At 73.4% G+C, this 22,252-nt stretch carries 18 protein-coding genes; 10 read left to right on the top strand and 8 right to left on the bottom strand.

The genetic code is table 11. The features are described from left to right. Positions 1 to 2: 2 nt before the first annotated feature. Positions 3 to 1,064, top strand: a complete 1,062-nt coding sequence (locus tag ABT295_RS03530; protein ID WP_352393026.1) for a threonine aldolase family protein — start codon at positions 3 to 5, stop codon at positions 1,062 to 1,064. Between the two features lie 431 nt (positions 1,065 to 1,495). On the opposite strand, the gene ABT295_RS03525 is transcribed toward ABT295_RS03530, so the two are convergent. The 3 genes from ABT295_RS03525 to ABT295_RS03515 form a co-directional block, all read right to left on the bottom strand. After that, positions 1,496 to 2,395, bottom strand: coding sequence for a DMT family transporter (locus ABT295_RS03525; protein ID WP_352393025.1), 900 nt, complete (start codon positions 2,393 to 2,395; stop codon positions 1,496 to 1,498). Between the two features lie 8 nt (positions 2,396 to 2,403). Beyond that, positions 2,404 to 4,458: a Stk1 family PASTA domain-containing Ser/Thr kinase gene (pknB, locus tag ABT295_RS03520; protein WP_352393024.1), complete on the bottom strand. Its 2,055-nt coding sequence runs from the start codon at positions 4,456 to 4,458 to the stop codon at positions 2,404 to 2,406. A gap of 94 nt (positions 4,459 to 4,552) precedes the next feature. Beyond that, positions 4,553 to 5,677 carry a LysM peptidoglycan-binding domain-containing protein gene (locus ABT295_RS03515; protein ID WP_352393023.1) on the bottom strand — a complete coding sequence of 375 codons (1,125 nt, stop codon included), beginning with the start codon at positions 5,675 to 5,677 and terminating at the stop codon, positions 4,553 to 4,555. Positions 5,678 to 6,128: 451 nt separating this feature from the next. Here ABT295_RS03515 and ABT295_RS03510 point away from each other — a divergent pair, with 451 nt between their 5' ends. Further along, entirely contained in the window at positions 6,129 to 6,497 is a 369-nt protein-coding gene (locus tag ABT295_RS03510) for an Rv2175c family DNA-binding protein (RefSeq protein WP_352394684.1), read from the top strand. Between the two features lie 88 nt (positions 6,498 to 6,585). Here the strand turns inward: ABT295_RS03510 and ABT295_RS03505 are convergent, their stop codons facing one another. Continuing rightward, positions 6,586 to 7,692, bottom strand: a complete 1,107-nt coding sequence (locus tag ABT295_RS03505; RefSeq protein ID WP_502991068.1) for a polyprenyl synthetase family protein — start codon at positions 7,690 to 7,692, stop codon at positions 6,586 to 6,588. Positions 7,693 to 7,797: 105 nt separating this feature from the next. On the opposite strand from ABT295_RS03505, the gene ABT295_RS03500 reads away from it, so the two are divergent. Beyond that, on the top strand, positions 7,798 to 8,706 hold the full coding sequence (locus tag ABT295_RS03500) for a methylenetetrahydrofolate reductase (RefSeq protein WP_352393021.1): 909 nt from the start codon (positions 7,798 to 7,800) through the stop codon (positions 8,704 to 8,706). 65 nt (positions 8,707 to 8,771) lie between these two features. Here ABT295_RS03500 and ABT295_RS03495 read toward each other — a convergent pair whose 3' ends face one another. Both ABT295_RS03495 and ABT295_RS03490 read right to left on the bottom strand, forming a co-directional pair. Next, complete coding sequence (locus ABT295_RS03495) at positions 8,772 to 9,338, bottom strand: hypothetical protein (RefSeq protein ID WP_352393020.1); 567 nt, start codon at positions 9,336 to 9,338, stop codon at positions 8,772 to 8,774. Positions 9,339 to 9,465: 127 nt separating this feature from the next. Beyond that, a complete protein-coding gene (locus tag ABT295_RS03490; RefSeq protein WP_352393019.1) occupies positions 9,466 to 10,242 on the bottom strand; it encodes a DUF4126 domain-containing protein in 777 nt (258 codons plus the stop codon). A gap of 813 nt (positions 10,243 to 11,055) precedes the next feature. Between ABT295_RS03490 and ABT295_RS03485 the strand changes: the two genes are divergently transcribed. From ABT295_RS03485 to ABT295_RS03460, 6 genes are all read left to right on the top strand, one after another. Next, the gene (locus ABT295_RS03485) at positions 11,056 to 11,427 is read left to right on the top strand and encodes a DUF6504 family protein (protein WP_352393018.1); all 372 of its coding nucleotides are present in this window, start codon (positions 11,056 to 11,058) and stop codon (positions 11,425 to 11,427) included. Between the two features lie 252 nt (positions 11,428 to 11,679). Beyond that, positions 11,680 to 12,141, top strand: a complete 462-nt coding sequence (locus ABT295_RS03480; protein WP_352393017.1) for an SAV_6107 family HEPN domain-containing protein — start codon at positions 11,680 to 11,682, stop codon at positions 12,139 to 12,141. A gap of 8 nt (positions 12,142 to 12,149) precedes the next feature. Beyond that, positions 12,150 to 16,142: a DNA polymerase III subunit alpha gene (locus ABT295_RS03475; RefSeq protein ID WP_352393016.1), complete on the top strand. Its 3,993-nt coding sequence runs from the start codon at positions 12,150 to 12,152 to the stop codon at positions 16,140 to 16,142. A 129-nt stretch (positions 16,143 to 16,271) separates the two neighbouring features. Further along, positions 16,272 to 17,036 (top strand): class I SAM-dependent methyltransferase, encoded by a 765-nt coding sequence (locus tag ABT295_RS03470; RefSeq protein WP_352393015.1) that lies wholly within the window; start codon positions 16,272 to 16,274, stop codon positions 17,034 to 17,036. Between the two features lie 45 nt (positions 17,037 to 17,081). Next, positions 17,082 to 18,341: a DNA polymerase IV gene (dinB, locus tag ABT295_RS03465; protein ID WP_345507801.1), complete on the top strand. Its 1,260-nt coding sequence runs from the start codon at positions 17,082 to 17,084 to the stop codon at positions 18,339 to 18,341. Between the two features lie 74 nt (positions 18,342 to 18,415). Then, entirely contained in the window at positions 18,416 to 18,820 is a 405-nt protein-coding gene (locus tag ABT295_RS03460; RefSeq protein WP_345507800.1) for an SCO2097 family morphological protein, read from the top strand. Between the two features lie 78 nt (positions 18,821 to 18,898). Here the strand turns inward: ABT295_RS03460 and ABT295_RS03455 are convergent, their stop codons facing one another. Further along, complete coding sequence (locus ABT295_RS03455) at positions 18,899 to 19,387, bottom strand: DUF456 domain-containing protein (RefSeq protein WP_352393014.1); 489 nt, start codon at positions 19,385 to 19,387, stop codon at positions 18,899 to 18,901. A 71-nt stretch (positions 19,388 to 19,458) separates the two neighbouring features. Next, positions 19,459 to 19,683 carry a DUF7455 domain-containing protein gene (locus tag ABT295_RS03450; RefSeq protein WP_352393013.1) on the bottom strand — a complete coding sequence of 75 codons (225 nt, stop codon included), beginning with the start codon at positions 19,681 to 19,683 and terminating at the stop codon, positions 19,459 to 19,461. Positions 19,684 to 20,054: 371 nt separating this feature from the next. On the opposite strand from ABT295_RS03450, the gene ABT295_RS03445 reads away from it, so the two are divergent. Beyond that, positions 20,055 to 22,187, top strand: a complete 2,133-nt coding sequence (locus tag ABT295_RS03445) for a DNA gyrase/topoisomerase IV subunit B (protein WP_352393012.1) — start codon at positions 20,055 to 20,057, stop codon at positions 22,185 to 22,187. The last annotated feature ends 65 nt before the right edge of the window (positions 22,188 to 22,252 follow it).

Genomic DNA, 22,252 nt, shown 5'->3' with positions numbered 1-22,252 from the left:
CGGTGGCGACGACCTACCGGGCCGACCTGCTGAGCGACACCCTCACCCGGCCGACCCCGGCCATGCGCGAGGCGATGGTGCGCGCCGAGGTCGGCGACGACGTCTTCGGCGAGGACCCGACCCTGCGGGCGCTCGAGGAGCGGGTGGCCGACCTGCTCGGGCACGAGGCGGCGCTCTTCACGCCGTCCGGGTCGATGGCGAACCAGCTCGGCGTGCGGCTGCACGTGCGCCCCGGCGAGGAGCTCGTCGGGGACTCGCTCGCGCACGTCGTGCGGGCCGAGCTCGGCGCGGCGGCGGTGCTCTCGGGCATCTCGTCGCGCACCTGGGTCTCGGCGCGTGGCCGCTTCCGGGCCGCCGACGCCGCGTCGCTCATGATCACCGGCGTCGGCCCCTACCAGGTGTGCACCTCGCTCGTGATCGTGGAGAACACCCACAACTTCGGGGGCGGCACCGTGCAGTCGCTCGACGAGATCCGGGCGGCGCGCGAGCTGACGTGCGAGCGCGGCGTCGCGATGCACCTCGACGGCGCACGCCTCTTCAACGCCTCGGTCGCCTCCGGCGTGCCGGTCGGAGACTACGGCCGTGAGTTCGACACCGTGTCGATCTGCCTGAGCAAGGGCCTCGGCGCCCCTGTCGGCAGCGTGCTCGTCGGGTCGGCCGACGCGATGGCGGATTCGCGGATCTGGCGCAAGCGCTTCGGCGGTGGCATGCGACAGGCCGGCATCCTCGCCGCCGCGGGGCTCTTCGCCCTCGAGCACCACGTCGACCGCCTCGCCGACGACCACGCCCGGGCGCGCCGCGCGGCGATGTCCATGGCCGAGGCCGCGCCCGGCTCGGTCGACCTCGACACGGTCGAGACGAACATCGTGCTCGTCGACGTCGCCGCCGCCGGGTGGACCTCGGCGGACTTCGTCGCCGCCGCGCTGGAGCAGGGCGTGCGCACGTACGCCGTCGGGCCGGCATCCGTGCGCCTCGTCTGGCACCTCGACGTCGACGACGCGGCCACCGACGCCGCCGTCGACGTGCTGACGGGCCTGCTCCGCACCCCGCCGCCGACAACCTGAGGCCGACCACCCCGAGCCGACCGCGCCAACTCCGCCAAGGCGCAGTTGGCGGGTGGTCGGGTTGGTGGTCGGGCGCGCGAACTCCGCCAAGGCGCAGGTGGCGGGCGGTCGGGTCGGTGATCCGGCGCGCGAACTCCGCCAAGGCGCAGGTGGCGGGCGGTTCGGTCGGTGATCGGGCGCGCGAACTCAGCCAAGGCGCAGTTGGCGGGTGGTCGGGTTGGTGGTCGGGCGCGCGAACTCCGCCAAGGCGCAGTTGGCGGGTGGTCGGGTTGGTGGTCGGGCGCGCGAACTCCGCCAAGGCGCAGGTGGCGGGTGGTCGGGTCGGTGATCGGGCGCGCCAACTCAGCCAAGGCGCAGTTGGCAGGTGACTCAGGTGGTGCAGGTGGTGGGACGTGTCGGGGCCCAAGACGTGCCGCGGTGCCGGGGCCGGGTCAGACCTCGTGGTGCAGGGCCTCCACCGGGAGCTCGCCGGGTCGGCGGCGCGCGAGGAGCTCAACGGCATACATGGCCGTGAGCACGAGGCCACCGCCGACGACCATCCGCCACGTCGGTGTCTCGGCGCCGAGCGTCACGGCGAAGAACGCGGCGAAGACGGGCTCGACCGTCATGATGATCGCGGCGCGGGTGGCCGGCAGGTGCGCCTGGGCCCACGTCTGCGCCCAAAGCGCGAGGATGCTCGCGAAGACGACCATGTAGAGCACCGAGGCCCAGTGCGCCGGCGTGCGGGGGAGCACGATGCCGCCGGGGAGGGCGCCGATGAGGCAGATCACCGCGATGACGACCACCTGCACGACCGAGAGTCCGGTGGCGATGCGTGAGGCGCTGTAGCGGCCGAGGCCGACGATGTGCAGGGCGTAGCAGACGGCCGCGAGCAGCGTGATCGCCTCGCCGGCCCCGACGGAGAAGCCGTTGAGCGAGAGCAGCGCGAGGCCCGCCGTCGCGATGCCCACGGCGGCCCACGTGGAGCCCGGCACCCGCTCGCGCAGGACGAGGGCCGTGAAGACGGGCGTCAGCACGACGTAGCTGCCCGTGACGAAGCCCGACACCGAGGCGGGGGTCGTGGCCAGGCCCTGCGTCTGGAAGATCTGCGCGAGGCCGTAGAGCAGGCCGAGCCCCACGCCGATCGCCACCTCGCGGCGGGTCAGCGACCGCACCGCCCTCCGGAACAGCACGAGCATGACGACGGCGGCGATGGCGAAGCGCACGGCGAGGAAGTCGACCGGGGGCACGTGCTCGACGAGGTCGTGGATGAGGAAGAAGGTCGAGCCCCACACCGCCGTCAGGGCGAGCAGGAGCAGCGTCGCGAGGCGCGTGCGCGCCGTGAGGGTCACGAGCCGCCTCAGACGATCGTGAGGACGACCGTGCTGCCCCTGGGCAGCGACGTGCCGGTGCCGGGCTCCTGGGCCCGCACCTTCTTCTCGAAGAGCTGGCCGAAGGGGTAGCGCTTCTCGACCTTGAAGCCGAGGCCGGTCAGGGTCCTCTCGGCCGCGGTGTCCTGCTGGTCGACGACGTTGGGCACGGCGACCATGACCGGGCCCTTGGAGACGACGATCGAGACGGTGTCGCCCCGGTGCAGCGTGCCCGTGGCCGGGGTCTGCGAGACGACCTGCCCCGTCGGCACCGTGTCGCTGTTGACGTCCGGGGCCCGCACGGCCTTAAGGCCGGCCTTCGTGATGGCCGCGGCCGCCGCGTCGGCGCCCGAGCCGGTGACCTTCGGCACGTCGATCGGCTCGCGGCCCTTGGACACGACGACCGAGACGGCCGTGCTGCGGCGCACCGACGCGCCCGGCGCGGGGTCCTGGGAGATGACCTGGCCGGCGGGCACGGTCTCGCTCCACGCCTTGGTGGTGTCGCCGAGGCGGAGGGTGAGCGGGGTCAGGGCACGCCCGGTGGCGTCGAGGTCGGTGCCGACGAGGGTCGGGACGGCGTAGCGCTCCTTGCCCTTGGAGAGCACGACCCGCACGGTCGACTGCTTGCCGAGCTCGCTGCCGGGCGCGGGCTCGACGCGGAGCACGACACCCTTGGCCTTGGTCTCGGAGAACTCCTCGGTGGTGTCCATGGCGAGCGACGCCTGCTCCATGACGGAGGCCGCCTGTGCGACCTGCTGCCCGACGACGGCCGGCACGACGGTGCTGCCGCCGGGGCCGGCCGTGAACCACCAGCCGCCGCCGCCCGCGACGACGAGCAGGGCCGCGGCGAGCCACAGCGGCCACCGGCGGCGGCCTGCTCCATCAGCCCCGCCGCGGCCGGGGCCGCGGTCGATGGGCATGGCGGTCGTGCGTTCGACGACGGGGCCGTCGTCGTGGACGGGCAGTCCTGCGAGCGGCGAGCGCGCGGGCGGACGGCCGGCAGCGGGGGAGAAGCGCGCCGTGTGCTCGAGCCCGTCGGTCCGGTCGGACGAGCGAGGGGGCTCGAAGCGGCTCGTGGCACCGGTCGCAGACGTCCCGGAGGTCGCGCCCGCCACGCCGGTCGAACCGGCCGTGCCGCTCGCGTCGGTCGCGTCGGTCGAGTCGCTCGCGGTGCCGCGACGGTCGAGCTCGCCAGGGGTGAGGCCCCGGCGCACGGAGCGCAGCGCGGCGACGAACTCGGCCGCGGAGTCGAACCGGTCCTCGGGCTCGACCGCCGTCGCGCGGGCGACGAGGTCGTCGAGGTCGGGCGGCACGCTCGAGACGACCGCGGACGCCGTCGGGATCGAGCCGTGCACGTGGTTGTAGGCGATCTGGATGGGGGTCGCGCCCGTGACGGCCTTGCGCCCGGTCAGCATCTCGAAGAGGAGCAGGCCTGCGGCGTACACGTCGCTGCGCTGGTCGGCCACGCCCCGTTCGACCTGCTCGGGTGAGAGGTAGGAGACCGTGCCGAGCAGCACGCCGGTCTGGCTCGTCGTCGTCTGGTTGGTGATGGCGCGGGCGAGGCCGAAGTCGGCGACCTTGACCTCACCGTCGCGACGGACGATGACGTTCTCGGGCTTGACGTCGCGGTGGATCATGCCGGCCGTGTGCGCCGCGCGGAGCGCGAGCAGGATTGGCTCGAGGATGGCGAGCGCCTCGCGGGCCGTGAGCGGCGCCTCCTCGTGGATGACGTCGCGCAGCGTCTTGCCCTCGACGAGCTCCATGGCGAGGAACACCTCGCCGTCGTCCTCGCCCTGGTCGAAGACTGCGACGACGTTGGGGTGGCTGAGCCGGGCGGCGGAACGGGCCTCGGCCCGGAACCGGTCGACGAAGACCGGGTCGGTGGCCAGGCCGGGCCGCATGATCTTGAGCGCGACCTCCCGGTCGAGGCGTGCGTCGAGCGCCACGTAGACCGAGGCCATGCCTCCGGCTGCGAGGTGGGAGAGGATGCGGTACCTGCCGTCGATCACCCGACCGACGAGAGCGTCCGCCACGCTGGACGTCACGCACGGAAGTTTACGGGCAGACCGGGCGCATCCCGTGCAGGCCAGCCGTCGGCCGGGCGGGGAGGCGCTGCGCCACCCCACCCGGCCGGTCGGTTCACATCCGGTCGTAGATGGCGAGGACGTTGGCGACGTAGCGCTTCGTGTCCGCGTACATGCCCTTGGTGCGCACCGAGTAGATGCCCTGGTAGTAGCCGGCGATGGCCTGCTCGCGGGAGTCGGCCATGGCCTGCAGGGCCCGGAGGATGAGCACCCCGCCGGTGACGTTGTCCTTGACGTCGAAGCGGTCGAGGTCGCGACCGGCGAGCTGCGAGGCCCACGTCTCGGCCACCGGCATGAGCTGCATGACGCCGACGGCGTTCGTGTACGACACGGCGCGCTGCGACCAGCCCGACTCGAGGTAGCCGATGGCGAGGGCGAGCTTCGGGTCGACGCCGTTGCGGGTCGCCGTCGCCCGGATGAGCGCCGCCGTCTCGGTGCGGTTCGGCACGGTCATCGCGGCCAGCTTCGCCTTGCTCTCGGCCACGGCCTGGGCCGTCTTGCTCGGGTAGGTGTAGCCGCCCGGGGGCGTCGTCGGCGTCGTCGGCGTCGTCGGCTTCGGGGCGGAGGCCGTGCCGGGGATGACGATCTTCTGGCCGACGTAGATGCGGCTCGCGTTCGCCAGCTTGTTCGCGGCGAGCAGCTTGGTCAGCGAGACGCCGAAGCGCTGGGCGATGACGCTCATGCTGTCGCCGGCCTTGACGACGTAGACCGAGTCGGCGGCGCCGGGCTTGGTGGTGCCCGGCTTGGTGCCGGGCTTGCTCGGCTTCGCGGGGGTGGCCGGGGTCGTGGACGTCGCGCCGGGGACGGTGATCCGCTGGCCGACGTAGATGAGGCTCGCGTTGGCCAGCTTGTTCGCGGCGAGCAGCTTGGTCAGCGACACGCCGTAGCGCTGGGCGATGACGCTCATGCTCTCGCCCGCGCGCACGACGTGGATGACGGCGCCGGTGCCGCCCGTGGCCGCCGGACGGCTCGTGCCGGGCTTGGCGGCAGCGCCGCGGGACGGGGTGGCCGACGGGCGGCCGGGAACGAGCAGCTTCTGGCCGGCGTGGATCACCGAGCCGCCGAGCGCGAGCCGGTTCTTCTCGACGAGGGCGGCGATGCTCGTGTGGTTGGCGACGGCGAGACCCCACAGGGTGTCACCGGGGCGGACCGTGACGGTCTTCCACGGGGTCGCAGCCACGGGGGCGACTGCAGCGTGGGCAGGCGGCGCAAGGGCAGCGGCGTCGGCGAAGGGCATGGGGGTGAGGTCCTTTCCTGGAGCCCGGGCGAGGTGCGTCGTGGAGGGGCTGGGAGAAGGTGGTGGGGGACGGTCGCAGGGGAGCGGCCGCCTGGGTGGAGCGGAGGAATGTCCAATTCGCCGGGTCTATGACGAAGTGTGACGGTTGTGAGTGGAGTGGCGCCAGTGACGATAACGCATAATTGAGCACTAAAGTAAAAATACAGCGGTGTAATTCACGCACGCGGGCGTCGACGACGTCCGCGCCCCGCCGCCGGATGCCGGGTGGCGCGCACGGGTGCGCGCGCCGGGTCCCGACGGTGGCAGACTGCGCAGCGTGAGTGACCAGTCCCAGGCGCAGACCGACCCCACCCAGCAGCCCGACCAGCAGCCCGACCAGCAGCCCGACGAGGCCGTGCAGTCCGGCGGCGACCTCGAGTCGCTCGTCGGGCAGTGGCTCACCGTCCCCGACGTCGCCGAGCGCCTCGGCGTGCCGCTCTCACGGGTGCGCCAGCTGCTCGCCGACCGTGAGCTGCTCGGCGCCCGCATCGGGGAGCGACGGGTGATGGCGGTGCCCGAGAAGTTCCTCGACGAGACCGGCCCCCGTCCTGACCTGCGTGGCACCTTCACCGTGCTCGCCGACGGCGGCTACGACGACGACGAGATCATCACCTGGCTCTTCACGCCCGACGCGACCCTGCCCGTCGAGGGCGCTCCCATCGACGCGATGCGGGCCGGGCACAAGACGGAGATCCGCCGCCGCGCGCAGGAGCTCGCCTTCTGAGCGACCGGTCCGGCGACCGGGCCGGCGACCGGTCCGGTTCGTCCGGACCTGAGCGACCGGTCCTCGGCGAGCGGTCCTGTCCGTCCGGTCAGGCGTGCCGGGCGGTCGAGACGGCGATGAGCGCCTCGAGCACGTCGAGCGCCGCGTCGTCGTAGTCGCCCGTGTCGCGCGCCCGGCGCACGGCCGCGCGGGCCTCGCCGGCCAGGGTCTCGATGAGGCTCTCGACGCGGTCGACGGCGCCGGTCGCGACGAGCACGCGCCGGATCTGCTCGACACCCGCGAGGTCGAGGTCGTCGCGGCCGAGCAGGCGCTCGACGACCTCGCGGTCGGCGTCGGTCGCGGCGTCGAGCGCGTGCGCGACGAGCACGGTGCGCTTGCCCTCGCGCAGGTCGTCGCCGGCCGGTTTGCCGGTCGCCTCGGGGTCGCCGAAGACGCCGAGCAGGTCGTCGCGCAGCTGGAACGCCTCGCCGAGGGCCAGGCCGTAGTCGGAGAGCGGGGCCAGCGAGCGGTCGGGCGCCCCGCCGACGAGGGCGCCGATGAGGAGCGGGTGCTCGATGGTGTACTTCGCGCTCTTGAAGCGGATCACCGTGCGGGCCGAGGCGACCCGGGCCTCGAGGTCGAGCCCCTCCCAGCCCCGGGCCGACTCGAGCAGGTCGAGGAACTGGCCGCCCATGAGCTGGGTGCGCATCGTGTCGAAGAGGCGGCGACCGCGGGCCAGCTCGTCGGCCGGCAGCCCGCAGGTGGCATACATCTCGTCGCACCACGTCAGGCACAGGTCGCCGGCGAGGATCGCGGTGCCCTCACCGAAGCGGTCGCCGTCGCCCGACCAGCCACGACGGGCGTGCAGGGCGGCGACGGCGCGGTGCGCGGACGGCATACCGCGTCGGGTGTCGCTGCGGTCCATGACGTCGTCGTGCAGCAGCGCGGCGCCCTGGAAGAGCTCCATGCTCGCGGCGAGCCGCACCAGCGCGTCGGAGTCGGCACCGCCGGCGGCGCGGTAGCCCCAGTAGAGGAAGCCGGCGCGCAGGCCCTTGCCACCGCTCAGCAGGCCGGACACGGCCGCGACGAGCGGCGCGGTCTCGTCGCCGATGGCGGCCAGCGACTGCGAGGCGCCCGCGATCTGCCCGTCGATCGCCTGCTGCACCCGACGGCGCAGCACGTCGAGGTCGGTGGGGGTCTGCACGGGGTCCTCCATCGAGTCGCGGGAATCGTGGTCAGCCTACGCGGCGGCGGTGACGGCCCGTGCACAGCCCGTGAACAGCCCACGCGTCCGGCGACCGCGCGTCCTAGGGTGTGCGGCATGGCACACGGCACGGCGTCCTCGATGGCTCGGGCGGAGCGGTTCACCCGGTCCATCCCGGCGATGATCGCCGCCGACACCCCGACGTTCAGCTTCGAGTTCTTCCCGCCGAAGGACGACGCGGCCGCGGCGCAGCTGTGGGACGCCATCCGCCGCCTCGAGAAGGTGTCGCCGAGCTTCGTGTCCATCACGTACGGCGCCGGCGGGGGCACGCGCGACCGCACCGTGCGCCTGACCCAGCGGGTGCTCGAGGAGACGTCCCTGACGCCGATGGCGCACCTGACCTGCGTCGGCCACTCGGTCACCGAGCTGCGCGGCATCGTCGGGTCGTATGCCGCCGCCGGGGTGCGCAACATCCTGGCCCTGCGCGGTGACCCCCAGGGTGGGCTCGGTGAGCCGTGGGTGGCCCACCCCGAGGGACTCGACCACGCCGACGAGCTCGTGCAGCTCGTCCGCGGGCTCGGCGACTTCACCGTGGGCGTCGCGGCGTTCCCCGACGGGCACCCCGAGTCGGGCGACGTCGCCGAGGACGCCGAGACGCTCGTGCGCAAGGAGCGCGCCGGCGCGGAGTTCGCCATCACGCAGATGGTCTTCGACGTCGACAACTACCTGCGCCTGCGCGACGAGCTCGCCCGGCGCGGTTCGGCGCTGCCCGTGGTGCCGGCGATCATGCCCATCACGAACGCGCGCCAGGTGGTCCGCATGGCCCAGCTCGCCGGCCAGCCCATGCCCTCGGCGGTGACCGACCGGCTCGCACGCCACGGCGACGACGCGGACGGGGTGCGGGCCGAGGGCATGGCCATCGCGAGCGAGGCGTCGCGGCGGCTCCTCGACGAGGGGGCCCCCGGCATCCACTTCATCACGATGAACCGCTCGTCGGCCGCCCTCGAGGTCTTCCACAACCTCTGACCGGGCGGCCGGACGCGGGGTGCCCAGATGGCGGTGCCCAGATGGCGGCGCTCAGATGGCCGCGCTCAGGTGGTGGCGCTGCCCGACGAGGTCGCCGAGCCCGTGGGCGAGGTGGGCGACGTGGGTGAGCTGGGCGACTCGCCCTGCGGGCCGGCCTGCCCGTGCGGGCCGTCGCCGTCGTGGTCGCCCATCGCACCGGGGCCGCCACCCGGACCACCGGGCCCACCTTCCTGCACGGCGGTCACGGTGAACGACGCGTCGACCTGCACGGTGACGTGGGTGCCGTCGGCCCGCACCATGTGGGCCTCGTAGACGCCGTCGGAGTCGGTCTCGACCCGCTCGACGGTCGCGGTCGGCTCCTTGGCCTTGGCGGCCGCGGTCACCTTGGCGGCGGTGTCGCCGGTCAGCAGCTTCTCGTCGGAGCGCATCGGCTGGCTCGGGTCGGTGCCGCCGCGGGCCTCGGGCCCGCCGCGCTGGCCCCCGGAACCCTCGCCGAGTTGCGCGTAGCCGCCGGTCGTCGTCGTGCCCGTGGTGCCGCTCTCGTCCGCGCTGGCGAGGGCGGCCCCGCCGAGCGCGAGCGCCGACGCGGCCACGATGCCGGCCCCGGCCAGCGTGATGGTCTTCTTCTTCATGGTTCCCGCTCCTTCGGTGGACTGGCCTCGTGCCAGTGGTCCCACCGTCGGACGGCGCCCTGTGCGGCCACCCGCCGCGGCGTCGCACCCGGCTGTGAGAACGCGCCCTTCCTGTGGGCGGGGGCGCTCAGGCGTCCTGGTCGAAGGGAGGTTCCTCGGGGCGGGCGGCCGGCGGTCGGGGCGTGTCGGACGTTCCCCGCTCAGGTATGCCGGTGTGCTGGCGGGGGCGTCTCCCGCGCCCGCCGGGCCCACCGGGACGGCCGGGCCGGCCGCGGGGGCCGCCCGGTCCGTCCCGCCCGGTGCGCGGGGTGGTGACGCCGACGCGCTCACCCCAGGCGTCGTAGCGCTGCTTGTACCGACGCAGGCGTCGGGTGAGGGTGACGACGAGGTAGGCCCCCAGCAGCAGGAGCACGAGGGCGATCCCGGCCGCCCACCACGGGTGGGCGAGGGCGAGGGCCGTCACGCCGGTGACGGTCACGTCCTCGGTCGTGCTGACGAGGACGTTGCTCGCCGGCTCGGGGGAGGTGTTGACCACGGCGCGCAGGCCGGCCTTGATGCCGTGGGAGACGAGCGCCGTCACGCCTCCGGTCGCGGCGCCGACGGCGGCGTCGAGGCTCGCCGTCTCGTGGCCGATGAGGTAGCCGATCGTCGCGCCGACCGCCGGGCGCACCACGGTGTGCACGGAGTCCCAGACCGAGTCGACGTAGGGGATCTTGTCGGCGAGCATCTCGATGACGAAGAGGACGGCGGCGCCGACGAGCACGTCGGTGCGCGCGAGGGCGTCGGGGATCTGGCCGAAGCCCCAGATCCGGTCGGCGAGGCCGAGGACGAGCACGACGGCATACGCGTTGATGCCGCTGCCCCACCCCGTGGTGAAGGCCAGGGGGATGAGCTCGGCGCCCATGCCGCTCCTTCGGTCCGGTGCCGGGTGCGGTGCGCCGGCGACATGACGGGCTGCTCGGGCCGGCGGCTCGAGCAGGTCGTCGCTGCCGACGGTGTCGCATTCCGCGGCGGCGCGCAACGGGACGCCCTGCCGGACGCCCTGCAGGACGCCCGGTCGTGGGAGTCGCGGGAGGCTGCGGCGGGGCATGACGACGGGCCCGATCCGTGGGCGGACAGGACCCCTGAGCCTCTCCGTTCGCGGACCGGACCCGCGTGTGCGCCACTCTTCCGTCAGCGCGGCCGGGAGGCCTGAGCACGGGTACTCAGGTCGGTTTGGATGACGTCGGGACCGCGCCTCTGCGGGCTTCCGGAAGTGTTCCGACGGGGCCTGCGACGGGCCTCCGACGGGCCTCCGACGGGGCTGCGACAGGCGTCCGGCGGAGGCTGGATGGCCGTCTTGACACGGTGTCGGCGGCAGGGGTTACTGTTGTCGTATCGAACAGGTGTTCGAGAAATTCAGTCCAGTCGTCGGTTGGTGTCGGCCGCTCGTGTGGGGCGCGAGCGTGTCGGGTCGTGATGTCGGCCTCGACGTGTCCGAGGGAGACGTGTCGCGGTGCGTAGGTTCAGGGATTCCGTGCAGGTGAGGCTGCGGCAGCAGCAAGAGCACGAGCAGCAGGAGCAGCGGCAGCGGTCTTGGGAGCAGTCCCAGGAGCAGTCCCGCACGCAGCTTCCGGAGCAGGAACGGTCAGCAGCCGGGGCCGTCCGGTCCGGGGGTGGGGACCGGTCCGCCGGGTGGCGTGGCGCGAACGGACAGCTCGTCGCGAGCGGACGGGCGATGCCGCATCGCGGACCGCTCCGGAGCCTCGACGAGGGGAGCGGCAGCGGTGTCGCCGGGAGCCACCTCGACGAGGAGCCTGGTGCCGCTGCGCCGGCCCCCGAGGCCTTCATCTGGCGTGGACGTCTCTACGTCGTGCGCGGCGTGCTCGCCCAGTGGCGCGAGCGGCGGGCGTGGTGGCACGACGCGCTCGAGGCCGAGGAGGCGCAGGTGCAGCCGGGTCAGACGCTCGCCGCCGCAGCACGCGAGCAGCACGTCTGGCGGGTCGAGGCGAGCCCGGGGTGGTCGTTCGCTCCCGGGGTCTACGACCTCGCCCACGACGAGTCCGCCCGGGCCGACGACCGCTGGTCGCTCGTCCGCGTCGCCGACTGACCGGAACCGCTCCGGGCCTTACCTGCTGCCCTGACGCCGAGCTCCTGACGCCGGGCTCCTGACGCCGGGCTCCAGACGCCGGGCTCCAGACGCCGGGCTCCAGACGCCGGGCTCCAGACGCCGGGCTCCAGACGCCGGGCTCCAGACGCCGGGCTCCTGATCCCGGACCCGGGCTTCGGGCCCAGAACCACCCACGAACCAGACCCGGTCCGGCCCCCGGCCCGGACCGCCGAACCCAGAGAGGAGACCGTCGTGACTGCTGGCCACCTGCGCCGCCCGCCGATCTCGGTCGCCGTGATCGACCTGCTCGAGCGAGCCCGCACCACGTTGGAGTGCGCCTGCCGCACGACCGACGCCTCGGAGCGCTACCGAGACGCCCACCTCGGAGCGCTGCGTGCGGCGGCGGCCATCGTCGCCGCCCGCACCGTCCCGACCCCGCGCTCGCGGCCGCGCAGCGTGTGGCAGGTGCTGCCCGGCGTCGCGCCGGAGCTGGGGGAGTGGGCCGGCTTCTTCGCGGCCTGCTCGGCGCAGCGGTCGGTCATCGACCGTGGCGGACACCTCAGCACCCGGGAGGCCGACGACCTGCTGCGCCAGGCCGAGATGTTCCTCGAGATCGTCCAGGACCTGCTCGGGATCCCGCAGACGGTCCCGCTGCCGCAGTCGATCACCCCGGTCTCGGTCAGCTCCGGGGCGAGGAGCCGGGCGATCGGGTGACGAGCAGCATGACGACCCCCCACCCCGCCCCCTCGTCCCCACACCCGGACCCGGATCCGGCGCGACGCCTGCACCGACCGGCGCCCGGCCGCTCGGGGGAGAGCTTCGTGCACCTGCACGTCGCCTCCGGCTACTCGATGCGCTACGGCACGGCCAAGCCGCACGACCTCGTCGAGCGCGCGGCCGCCTTCGGGCAGCCGGCGCTCGCCCTCACCGACCGCGACGGGCTCTACGGCGCCGTGAAGTTCGTCCGCGCCTGCATGGAGCACGGCGTCGCGCCCGTCCTCGGCGTCGACCTGGCGCTCGGGCCGGAGCCGGCGGAGGTCCGGCGGGGACCGTCGGTGCGCACCCCCGTGCGCGGCGGTGCGCTCGTCGACCCGAGGCTGCCCCGGGTCACCGTGCTCGCGCGTGGAGCAAACGGTGGGTTGCAGCCCGGCGAGGGGTGGGCGGCCCTCTGCCGGCTCGTCACGGCCACGCACCTGCGGGGGGAGCGGGGCAACCCGGTCACCACCGCGTCCCTGCTCGCCGAGCACGCCGGTGCGAGGCCGCGTCCGGACGCGGCCGGTGCCGAACCGGCCCGCGGTGCGTCGCCCGGCGCGGCCGCCGACGCGGCCGACGCCCGGCTCGTCGTGCTCCTCGGCCCCGACTCCGACGTCGGCCGGGCCGTGCTCGCCAAGCGGCGCGACCGCGCCCGGGCGGCCCTCGAGCGCTGGGTCTCCCTGCTGCCGCGCGGCGCGGTCGCCGTCGAGGTCGTCTGCCACGGCGGGCCGGAGCACCTGCCCGGCAGCCTCGGCCAGGCCGGCCGGATGCTCGCGCTCGCCCGCGAGGTCGGCGTGCCGAGCGTCATCACCGCCGCGGTGCGGCACGCCGACCCTCAGGACGCCGCGATCGTCGACGTGCTCGACGCCGCCCGGCGCCTCGTCGCGCTCGACGAGCGGCACCTCGACCGGGTCACGACGGCCGGCCACCTCTCGCCGACTCCCGTCATGCACGCGCTCGCGCTCGACGTCGTCCAGGTCTCGGGCCCCGGGCTCGCCGGCGGCGGTGCAAGTGCGCGCGAGCAGGCCCGCGCCCTCGTCGCGCGCACCACGGCCCTCGCCACCGAGTGCATCCAGGACCCTCGTGCCGACCTCGGCATCGGCTCGGTGCACCTGCCCGAGCCCGGCGTCCTTGGCATCCGGGCCGGCACCAACCCGCACCACGTCCTCGCCCGCCGGTGCCGCGAGGCGATCCCGGGGCGCTACCCCGGACGGTCCGAGCCCGAGCTCCGGGCCGTCAGCGACCGGCTCGAGGACGAGCTCGGCGTCATCGGCGGGCTCGGCTACGCGACGTACTTCCTCACCGTCGCGCAGGTCTGCGACCTCATCCGCGAGATGGGGGTCCGGGTCGCGGCGCGCGGCTCCGGCGCCGGCTCGCTCGTCAACTACCTGCTCGGCATCTCCGGCGTCGACCCGATGCGCCACGGCCTGCTCATGGAGCGCTTCTGCTCCCCGCTCCGTGCCGAGCTGCCCGACATCGACATCGACGTCGAGTCGGCCCGCCGCACCGAGATCTACGAGCGCATCCTCGACCACTTCGGCGGCGAGCGGGTCACCTGCGTCTCGATGATGGACACCTACCGGGTGCGCCACGCGATCCGTGACGCCGGCGCCGCGCTCGGGCTGCCCCCGCCCGAGGTCGACGCCATGGCCAAGGCCTTCCCGCACATCGCCGCGCGCAACGTGCGCCACGCCCTCGCCGAGCTGCCCGAGCTGCGCGCGAGCGGCCTCGACGTGCCCCGCCTCCAGCTGATGTTCGACATCGTCGAACGGCTCGACGGCCTGCCCCGGCACGTCGCGCTGCACCCGTGCGGGGTCGTGCTCTCCGACTCCGTGCTGCTCGACCGCACCCCCGTCGAGGCGAGCTGGCTGGGCTTCCCGATGAGCCAGTTCGACAAGGACGACGTCGAGGAGATGGGCCTGCTCAAGCTCGACGTGCTCGGCATCCGGATGCAGTCGGCGATGGCGCACGCCGTCGCCGAGGTGGCCCGGGTCGACGACACCGGCATCGACCTCGACGACGAGGCTCAGGTGCCCTTCGACGACGAGGAGACCTTCGAGCTCGTCCGCTCGACGCGGACGCTCGGCTGCTTCCAGATCGAGAGCCCCGGACAGCGCGAGCTCATCGGCAAGTTCGGCCCCCGCAGCTTCGACGACCTCATCATCGACATCTCGCTCTTCCGGCCCGGTCCGGTCAAGAGCGACATGATCATCCCGTTCCTCGACGCCCGGCAGGGGTGGAAGGACCCCTCCTACCTGCACCCGACGCTCGTCCCCGCGCTCGAGGAGACCGAGGGCGTCGTCGTCTTCCACGAGCAGGTGCTCATGATCGTCGCGGAGACGACCGGGGTGACGCTCGCCCAGGCCGACGAGGTGCGCCGCACCCTCGGCACGCCGGCCGGCCAGGCGCAGATCGCGCAGTGGTGGCGCCCGGCTGCCCTGGCCCGCGGCTACGCCCCCGAGGTGGCCGACAAGATCTGGGAGGTGCTCAAGGCGTTCGCCTCGTTCGGCTTCTGCAAGGCGCACGCGGCGGCGTTCGCGCTGCCCACCTACCAGTCGGCGTGGCTCAAGACGCACCACCCGGCTGCCTTCCTCGCCGGCGTGCTGACCCACGATCCCGGCATGTACCCCAAGCGGCTCATCCTCGACGACGCCCGCAGCTTCGGCATCACGGTGCTCGGGCTCGACGTCAACGTCTCCACCGGCACCTACCGCTTCGAGCGCACCGAGGACGGGGGCGAGGCGATCCGGCTCTCGCTCGCCGACGTGCACGGCATCAGCGAGGCCGAGGTCGCGCAGATCGTGGCCGGCCAGCCCTACTCGAGCCTCTCCGACTTCTGGCAGCGCGCGCACGTCTCCCGACCCGTCGCGGAGAAGCTCGTGCTCGCCGGGGGCTTCGACGCCCTGCACGACATCGACCTCGGCGGCCCGTCCCGCCTCGACGAGGGCAGCTCGGGCGTCGTGGGCCGAGCCCGCCACGGGCTCGGCCGGCGCGGGCGGATCACCCGCCGCGACCTGCTGCTCCACGTCGCCGAGCTCGACCGGTGGTCGTCGTCGCAGCGGCGCTCGACCCGTCGGGTCTCCGCGGCGAGCCGGGCGTCCCGGCGGGTGACGTCCGTGTCGGCGACCGGCGACATCCGGGCGCTCGCGGCGGCGCAGTCCCAGGCGTCGGCCGGGGCTCCCGCGCACGTCGCGACCCAGCTGACGCTCGACCTCGGCGACACGCCACGCCTGTCGGCGACGAGTGGGCTGCCCGAGATGACCGGTCCCGAGCGGGTGCGGGCCGAGCTCGAGGTGCTCGGCCTCGACGCGAGCGGCCACGTCGTCGACTTCTACGGTCCGCTCCTCGACGCGCTCGGCGTCACCCGCGGCCGCGACCTCCTCTCCGGCCGCAGCGGCCGCGAGGTGTGGGTCGCGGGCGTCAAGGTCGCCACCCAGACCCCGCCGATCCGGACGGGGCGCCGCGTCGTATTCCTCACTCTCGACGACGCCACCGGGCCCGTCGACCTCACCTTCTTCGAGGACGTCCAGGGTCCGTATGCCGCCACCGTCTTCCACTCGTGGCTGCTGCTCTGCCGCGGGTTCGTCCGACGCACGGGTCCGCGGGGGATCTCGATCCGCGCCACCGGGGCGTGGGAGCTCTCCGGGCTGCAGGACGCGTGGACCGCGGGCGGCATCACGGCGGTCCGCGACGCGCTCGACGCCGCGGACCGGTCGGCCTGGGAGCGGGCTGCGGCGCTCGCCGGTCCCGACGGGTCCCCGCGCGGCGTGGGGGAGGGCCCGGACGGTCGCCGGGTGCTCGTGCACGCCTCGGGGTTCAAGCAGTCCCCGTACGCCGACATCAAACCGGCGGGCGACGACGTCAGAGGGGGCCGGGCCACCGGGTCGCTCGTGCCGTCCGACACCGCGGGCGGGCCGCCACGCAAGCTGTGGCACGCGAGCCCGGGAAGCTCGGGGCACTAGGGTGAAGACGATCCTGAACCGCTCGTGCCGCCCCGGCCACCCGATGACGCGGGGTCGGTCGGCACCGGCAGCGCAGCGGCCCCGACCCCGGGTCCGGCCCTGCCCCACGGCAACCCCACGGAGGACCCTGTGCCCGACGAGCACCGCCCCCAGCGACGTGGAGGCGTCCGCCCGACGGCGGTCGTCTCGGCCGTGGCACGCCTCGCCGACGAGCGCTCCGCGCACCTCGGCCGACCGCTCGAGGTGCTCGACCTCGGTGGCGGCACCGGCGGGGTGGCCGTCCCGCTCGCCGAGGCCGGGCACCACGTCACCGTCGTCGACCCCAGCCCCGACGCCCTCGCCGCGCTCGCCCGGCGGGCGCGCGAGGCCGGCATCGTCGACCGGGTCACCGCGGTGCAGGGCGACGGCGACTCGCTCGACGTGCTGCTCGCCGGCCGCCGTGTCGACCTCGCCTGCTGCCACGGCACCCTCGAGTTCGTCGACGACCCCGCGGCGACCCTGCGGGCCGTCGCCCAGGCGCTGGGGGACGACGGCGTGCTCTCGCTGCTCGTCGCCGGTCGCCTCTCCGTCGTCTTCGCCAAGGCCGTCGCGGGCGAGTTCGCCCAGGCCCGGGCCGCCCTCGTCGACCCGTCCGGCCGCTGGGGGAGCACCGACCCACTGCCGCGCCGCTTCGACGTCGACCAGCTCGAGGCGCTGCTCTCCGACGCCGGCTTCCACGACGTCGTCGTGCGCGGCACCAACATCCTCGGTCACCTCGTGCCCGCCCAGCTCGTCGACACCGAGGCCGACCGGGCCGCCCTCGCCGAGCTCGACGAGCTGCTCGTCGCCGGGCCGGGGCGCGAGTTCCTCCGGACGCTCGGCAATGCCCTGCACGTCACCGCACGCCGCGGCTGACGCCGGCGCGTCCCGTCGCCCCACCGGGTGCCGGGGGGTGACCCGGTGAGCCGCCGCCAGTTCACGGCGCCGACGCGGGGCAGCTCCGAGCCGCCGGACGACACGGGCTGCACCGTCCTGCACGTCGACATGGACGCCTTCTACGCCTCCGCCTCGCTCATCTCGCGTCCCGAGCTGCGGGGTCGCCCCGTCATCATCGGTGGGGCGAGCGGGCGCTCCGTCGTGCTCTCGGCCACCTACGAGGCGCGCGCCTTCGGGGTCACCTCGGCGATGCCGATGGCCCGCGCGCAGCGGCTCTGCCCCCAGGCCGTCATCATCGAGCCGGACCACCGCCGGTATGCCGCCATCTCCGAGGCCGTCATGGCCACCTTCGCGACGATCACCGACAGCGTCGAACCGCTCTCGCTCGACGAGGCGTTCCTCGACGTGGCCGGGGCCGTGCGCCGCCTCGGTCGCCCGACGCAGATCGCCGAGCAGCTGCGCGACACCATCGCCGACGAGCAGGGCATCACCTGCTCGGTCGGGGTGGCCTCGACGAAGTTCGTCGCCAAGCTCGCGTCCAACCTCGCCAAGCCCGACGGTCTCATCGTCGTGCCCCGCGACGAGGTCGTCTCCTTCCTCCACCAGCTCCCCGTCGGGGCGATCTGGGGCGTCGGCGACAAGACCGAGGAGCACCTGCACCGACTCGGCCTGCGCACCGTGGCCGACCTCGCGCACACGCCCGTCGAGACCCTCCAGCGGGCCCTCGGCGACGTGTCGGGCCGCAGCCTGCACGACCTCGCGTGGGGCCGCGACCCGCGCTCGGTCGTCCCCGAGCGGCGGGAGAAGTCCATCGGGGCCGACGAGACCTTCGCGCACGACATCGACGACCCCGTGCGCATCCACCGCGAGCTGCTCCGCCTCGCCGACCGCACGGCCGCGCGGGCCCGGTCGGCGGGGATGACGGGACGCACCGTCTCGATCAAGGTGCGCTTCGCCGACTTCACGACGATCACCCGCGCCAAGACGCTGCGCCACCACACCGACGTCTCGCGGGACATCTTCGCGACGGCGCGCGAGCTCTACGACCGGCTCGGCCTCCAACGCGCCCGGATCCGGCTCGTCGGCGTGCGCCTCGAGGGGCTCGTCCCGTCGTCCGTCGCGCCCATCCAGGCAACCCTCGACGAGCCGGAGCACGGGTGGCGGGAGGCCGACCGGGCGGTCGACCGGGCGAGCGCGCGCTTCGGCGCCGGGTCGGTGCGGCCGGCATCACTCATGCCCGACCGACCCTCGGGTTCCCAACGGGAGCGACGCGACTTATCCTGAGGGAAAGAAGTCCGCGTCGGCCGTTTCCGACATACGATTCGGGCACAGTCGATTTCGCACCAGGGAGGTGCCGGGTGGCACTTTCGGAACACGAGGAAGCCCTCCTTCAGCAGATGGAGGAGGCTCTCTACGCCGAAGACCCACGCTTTGCCTCGCGCATCGAGAAGACGAAGTCGCGAGGGCTGGGCCGAGGCCGTGTTCTGGCCGGCATCGTCGCCGGCGTCGCCGGTCTGGCGCTCGTCGTCGTCTCGGCGATGAGCAGCTACATCTGGCTCGGTGCGGTCGGCTTCGCCGTCATGGTGGCCGGGATCGTCTACGCGATCACGCCGTCCAAGACGAAGCTGGCGGCCGTCGGCACCGACGGGCAGCCCAAGCCGCGCGCCGGTGGCAAGGCCAAGGCGAACGCCTCCCGACAGGGCGGCAGCTTCATGGAGCGCCTCGAGGAACGCTGGGAGAAGCGCCGCCGCGACCAGTGGTGACCACGACGCAGCAGCGGTGAACACGATTCGGCAGTGGTCACGCCGCCCTGTCGTCGTTTCAGGGTCGTCGGTGTCGAATCAGGGTCTCGTCACGTAGACCGCGACGGCCCACGTCGCGATGATGGCGAACGCCGTCGCGAGCTCGATGCCCACGTTGAGGGCGACCGCACGGATCGCTGCCACCGTGGCGCGCCAGGCGCCGGCGTGCTCCCGACGTCGCACCCGCTCGATGGCGTAGACCGCCAGCACGAAGCCGAGCGGTGCACCGACGACCGGCACGACGAAGAAGCCGACGACCGCGACCGCGAGGGCGACCGCCACGACGGAGCCGCGCACGCCGGCGGTCCTCATCCCGCGCCCGGGCACCGTGTACTGCGTCACGAGGCCCACGGCATACCAGAGCGTGGCGAGGCCGAGGACGAGCCAACCCGGCCCGTCCTGACGTCCGAGCGCCCACAGGAGCGTCGAACCCCAGACCAGCAGAAGTCCCGGGAGCACCGGGACGACGATGCCGACGGTCCCCACGAGCATCGCGAGCAGGACGAGGACGTTCGTCGCGGTGATCATGGGTGCGCCGTCGGCGGCGTGCGGGTCGGGATGGGGTCAGGAAGGGCCGGGTCGGAGATCGCCTGCAGTGCTCAGCGTTCGTCGACGGGCGCGGAGCCCGGGACCTCGTTGAGTCGGTCCGTCTCGTCGCGGATGTCGAGAGCCTTGTCCTTCAGCGCCGGGAGGTGCTCCCGTCCGTGGTGCGCGCAGAAGAGCAGCTCTCCGCCGGAAACGAGGCGGGCGCGGATGTAGGCCTGAGCCCCACATCGGTCGCAGCGGTCAGCAGCAGTCAGTTCGGGTGCCAGTGCTGTCGTCATGTCTTCGCCTCTTTCCTCCCTCGGGGGTCTCCCGTCAGGGAAACCCTGCCATGTGCCTGCGACACTCGATGGTCCACCGGGTGGACCGGGTGTGCGTCGCGGACGTTGCAACAGTCAATCACGTGGAAACCTTCCCGATCGGCAGGCTCGGTCGGTGAGACACCCCACGGCTCGACATCGTTATGTGTCGGTGATTCGGCGCCGCCGCCCGATACGGATGCCATACCCGCTCCGCCGACCTCACCGGCGTGCCCGCGGGCGGGGCCGCGAGCCTCCCGGGGGCCGTCACCACCGGTGGTTAGGCTGCCTCTGCCAGCACGCACCCGCGGCGAACCGCTGGCCGCTTCCCGACCGAAAGAGATCGACACACCGTGGCCTCCGCCTCCCGACCCGCCCCCTCCGGCACCGGCGACTACACCGCGCGGCACCTCCAGGTCCTCGAGGGCCTCGAGGCGGTGCGCAAGCGCCCCGGCATGTACATCGGCTCGACCGACCAGCGCGGTCTCATGCACTGCCTCTGGGAGATCATCGACAACGCGGTCGACGAGGCCCTCGCGGGCGTCTGCACGGGCATCGAGGTCATCCTCGGCGGCGACGGCTCGATCGAGGTGCGCGACAACGGCCGCGGCATCCCCGTCGACGTGGAGCCGCGCACCGGCCTCTCCGGCGTGGAGGTCGTCTTCACCAAACTGCACGCCGGCGGCAAGTTCGGCGGGGCGTCGTATGCCGCCACCGGTGGACTCCACGGCGTCGGCGCGTCCGTCGTCAACGCCCTCTCCGCCCGCCTCGACGTCGAGGTCGACCGCGCCGGCAAGACGTACGGCATGAGCTTCCGCCGCGGCGAGCCGGGCACCTTCACCGACCGCTCACCGGTGCACTCGCCCGAGGCGGAGTTCACTCCCTACGAGAAGAAGAGCGCCCTGCCGGTCGTCGGCAAGGCCAAGCGCGGCGTGACCGGCTCGCGGGTGCGCTTCTGGCCCGACCGCCAGATCTTCCTCAAGGACGCCGAGCTCGACTACGACGCGATCCTCGGGCGCGCGCGGCAGACCTCCTTCCTCGTGCCCGGCCTGCGCCTCGTCATCCGCGACGAGCGTCGCCTCAAGGGCACGCCCGGTGAGGAGGGCCCCATCGAGGAGGTCTTCCAGCACGACGGAGGCATCACCGACTTCGTCGAGTTCCTCGCGCCGGACACCCCCATCACCGACGTGTGGCGCCTCGAGGGCTCCGGCACCTTCACCGAGACGGTCCCCGTCCTCGACGTCAACGGGCAGATGACCCCGACCGAGCTCGAGCGCGAGTGCGGCGTCGAGGTGGCGCTGCGCTGGGGCCAGGGCTACGACACCAAGGTCTCGTCGTTCGTCAACATCATCACCACGCCCAAGGGCGGCACCCACGTCGCCGGCTTCGAGCAGTCGATCGTCAAGGTCTTCCGCAAGCAGATCGAGGTCAACGGGCGCCGGCTCAAGGCCGGCAACGACAAGCCGGAGAAGGACGACATCCTCGCCGGCATGACCGCGGTCGTCACGGTGCGGCTGGCCGAGCCGCAGTTCGAGGGCCAGACCAAGGAGGTGCTCGGCACCAACGCCGTGCGCGCCATCGTCGCCAAGGTCGTCGAGAAGGAGCTGACCGAGCGGCTCACGTCGACCAAGCGGGGCGACAAGGCGCAGGCCGCGCTGCTGCTCGAGAAGGTCGTCTCGGAGATGAAGTCGCGCATCAGCGCGCGCCTGCACAAGGAGACGCAACGGCGCAAGAACGCCCTGGAGAGCTCGACCCTGCCCTCGAAGCTGCGTGACTGCCGAAGCACCGACGTCGAGCGTTCCGAGCTGTTCATCGTCGAGGGCGACTCGGCCATGGGCACCGCCAAGGAGGCCCGCAGCTCGGAGTTCCAGGCGCTGCTGCCGATCCGCGGCAAGATCCTCAACGTCCAGAAGGCCTCGGTCAGCGACATGCTGAAGAACGCCGAGTGCGCCTCGATCATCCAGGTCATCGGTGCCGGGTCGGGCCGCAGCTTCGACCTCTCGGCCGCGCGCTACGGCAAGGTCATCATCATGACCGACGCCGACGTCGACGGCGCCCACATCCGCACCCTGCTGCTGACCCTCTTCTTCCGCTACATGCGCCCGCTCGTCGACGCCGGGCGCGTCTACGCCGCGATGCCGCCGTTGCACCGCATCGAGGTCATCAACGCCGGCGCCAAGAAGAACGAGCTGATCTACACCTACAACGAGATGGAGATGCGCCGCACCCTGACGCGCCTGGAGAAGTCGGGCAAGAAGGTGAAGCAGCCGATGCAGCGCTACAAGGGCCTCGGCGAGATGGACGCCGACCAGCTGGCCGACACGACGATGGACCCGCGCCACCGCACGCTGCGCAAGGTGACGATGCGCGACCTCGAGGCCGCCGAGCGGGTCTTCGAGCTGCTCATGGGCAACGAGGTCGCCCCCCGCAAGGACTTCATCATCGAGTCCGCTGCCGAGGTCGACCGGGAGCGCATCGACGCCTGACGGGAGCCGTCACCACCGGCGCCGCTGTGGGTGCGCCGGCCCGACCGGGTGGCCGCAGTGCTTAC

Source organism: Terrabacter sp. NPDC000476, assembly GCF_040300125.1.
Classification (GTDB): Bacteria; Actinomycetota; Actinomycetes; order Actinomycetales; family Dermatophilaceae; genus Terrabacter.
Note: the sequence above shows the minus strand (reverse complement) of the source record. Positions and strands in the feature narration are given on the sequence as shown.

What these genes read in the sequence shown, in the direction of transcription:
- ABT295_RS03505 (WP_502991068.1), bottom strand. Translation starts at nt 7,692, where the DNA reads ATGGAGGACCCCGTGCAGACCCCCACCGACCTCGACGTGCTGCGCCGT.
- ABT295_RS03485 (WP_352393018.1), top strand. Translation starts at nt 11,056, where the DNA reads ATGCCGCATCGCGGACCGCTCCGGAGCCTCGACGAGGGGAGCGGCAGC.
- ABT295_RS03490 (WP_352393019.1), bottom strand. Translation starts at nt 10,242, where the DNA reads ATGGGCGCCGAGCTCATCCCCCTGGCCTTCACCACGGGGTGGGGCAGC.
- ABT295_RS03500 (WP_352393021.1), top strand. Translation starts at nt 7,798, where the DNA reads ATGGCACACGGCACGGCGTCCTCGATGGCTCGGGCGGAGCGGTTCACC.
- ABT295_RS03450 (WP_352393013.1), bottom strand. Translation starts at nt 19,683, where the DNA reads ATGACGACAGCACTGGCACCCGAACTGACTGCTGCTGACCGCTGCGAC.
- ABT295_RS03455 (WP_352393014.1), bottom strand. Translation starts at nt 19,387, where the DNA reads ATGATCACCGCGACGAACGTCCTCGTCCTGCTCGCGATGCTCGTGGGG.
- ABT295_RS03475 (WP_352393016.1), top strand. Translation starts at nt 12,150, where the DNA reads ATGACGACCCCCCACCCCGCCCCCTCGTCCCCACACCCGGACCCGGAT.
- ABT295_RS03495 (WP_352393020.1), bottom strand. Translation starts at nt 9,338, where the DNA reads ATGAAGAAGAAGACCATCACGCTGGCCGGGGCCGGCATCGTGGCCGCG.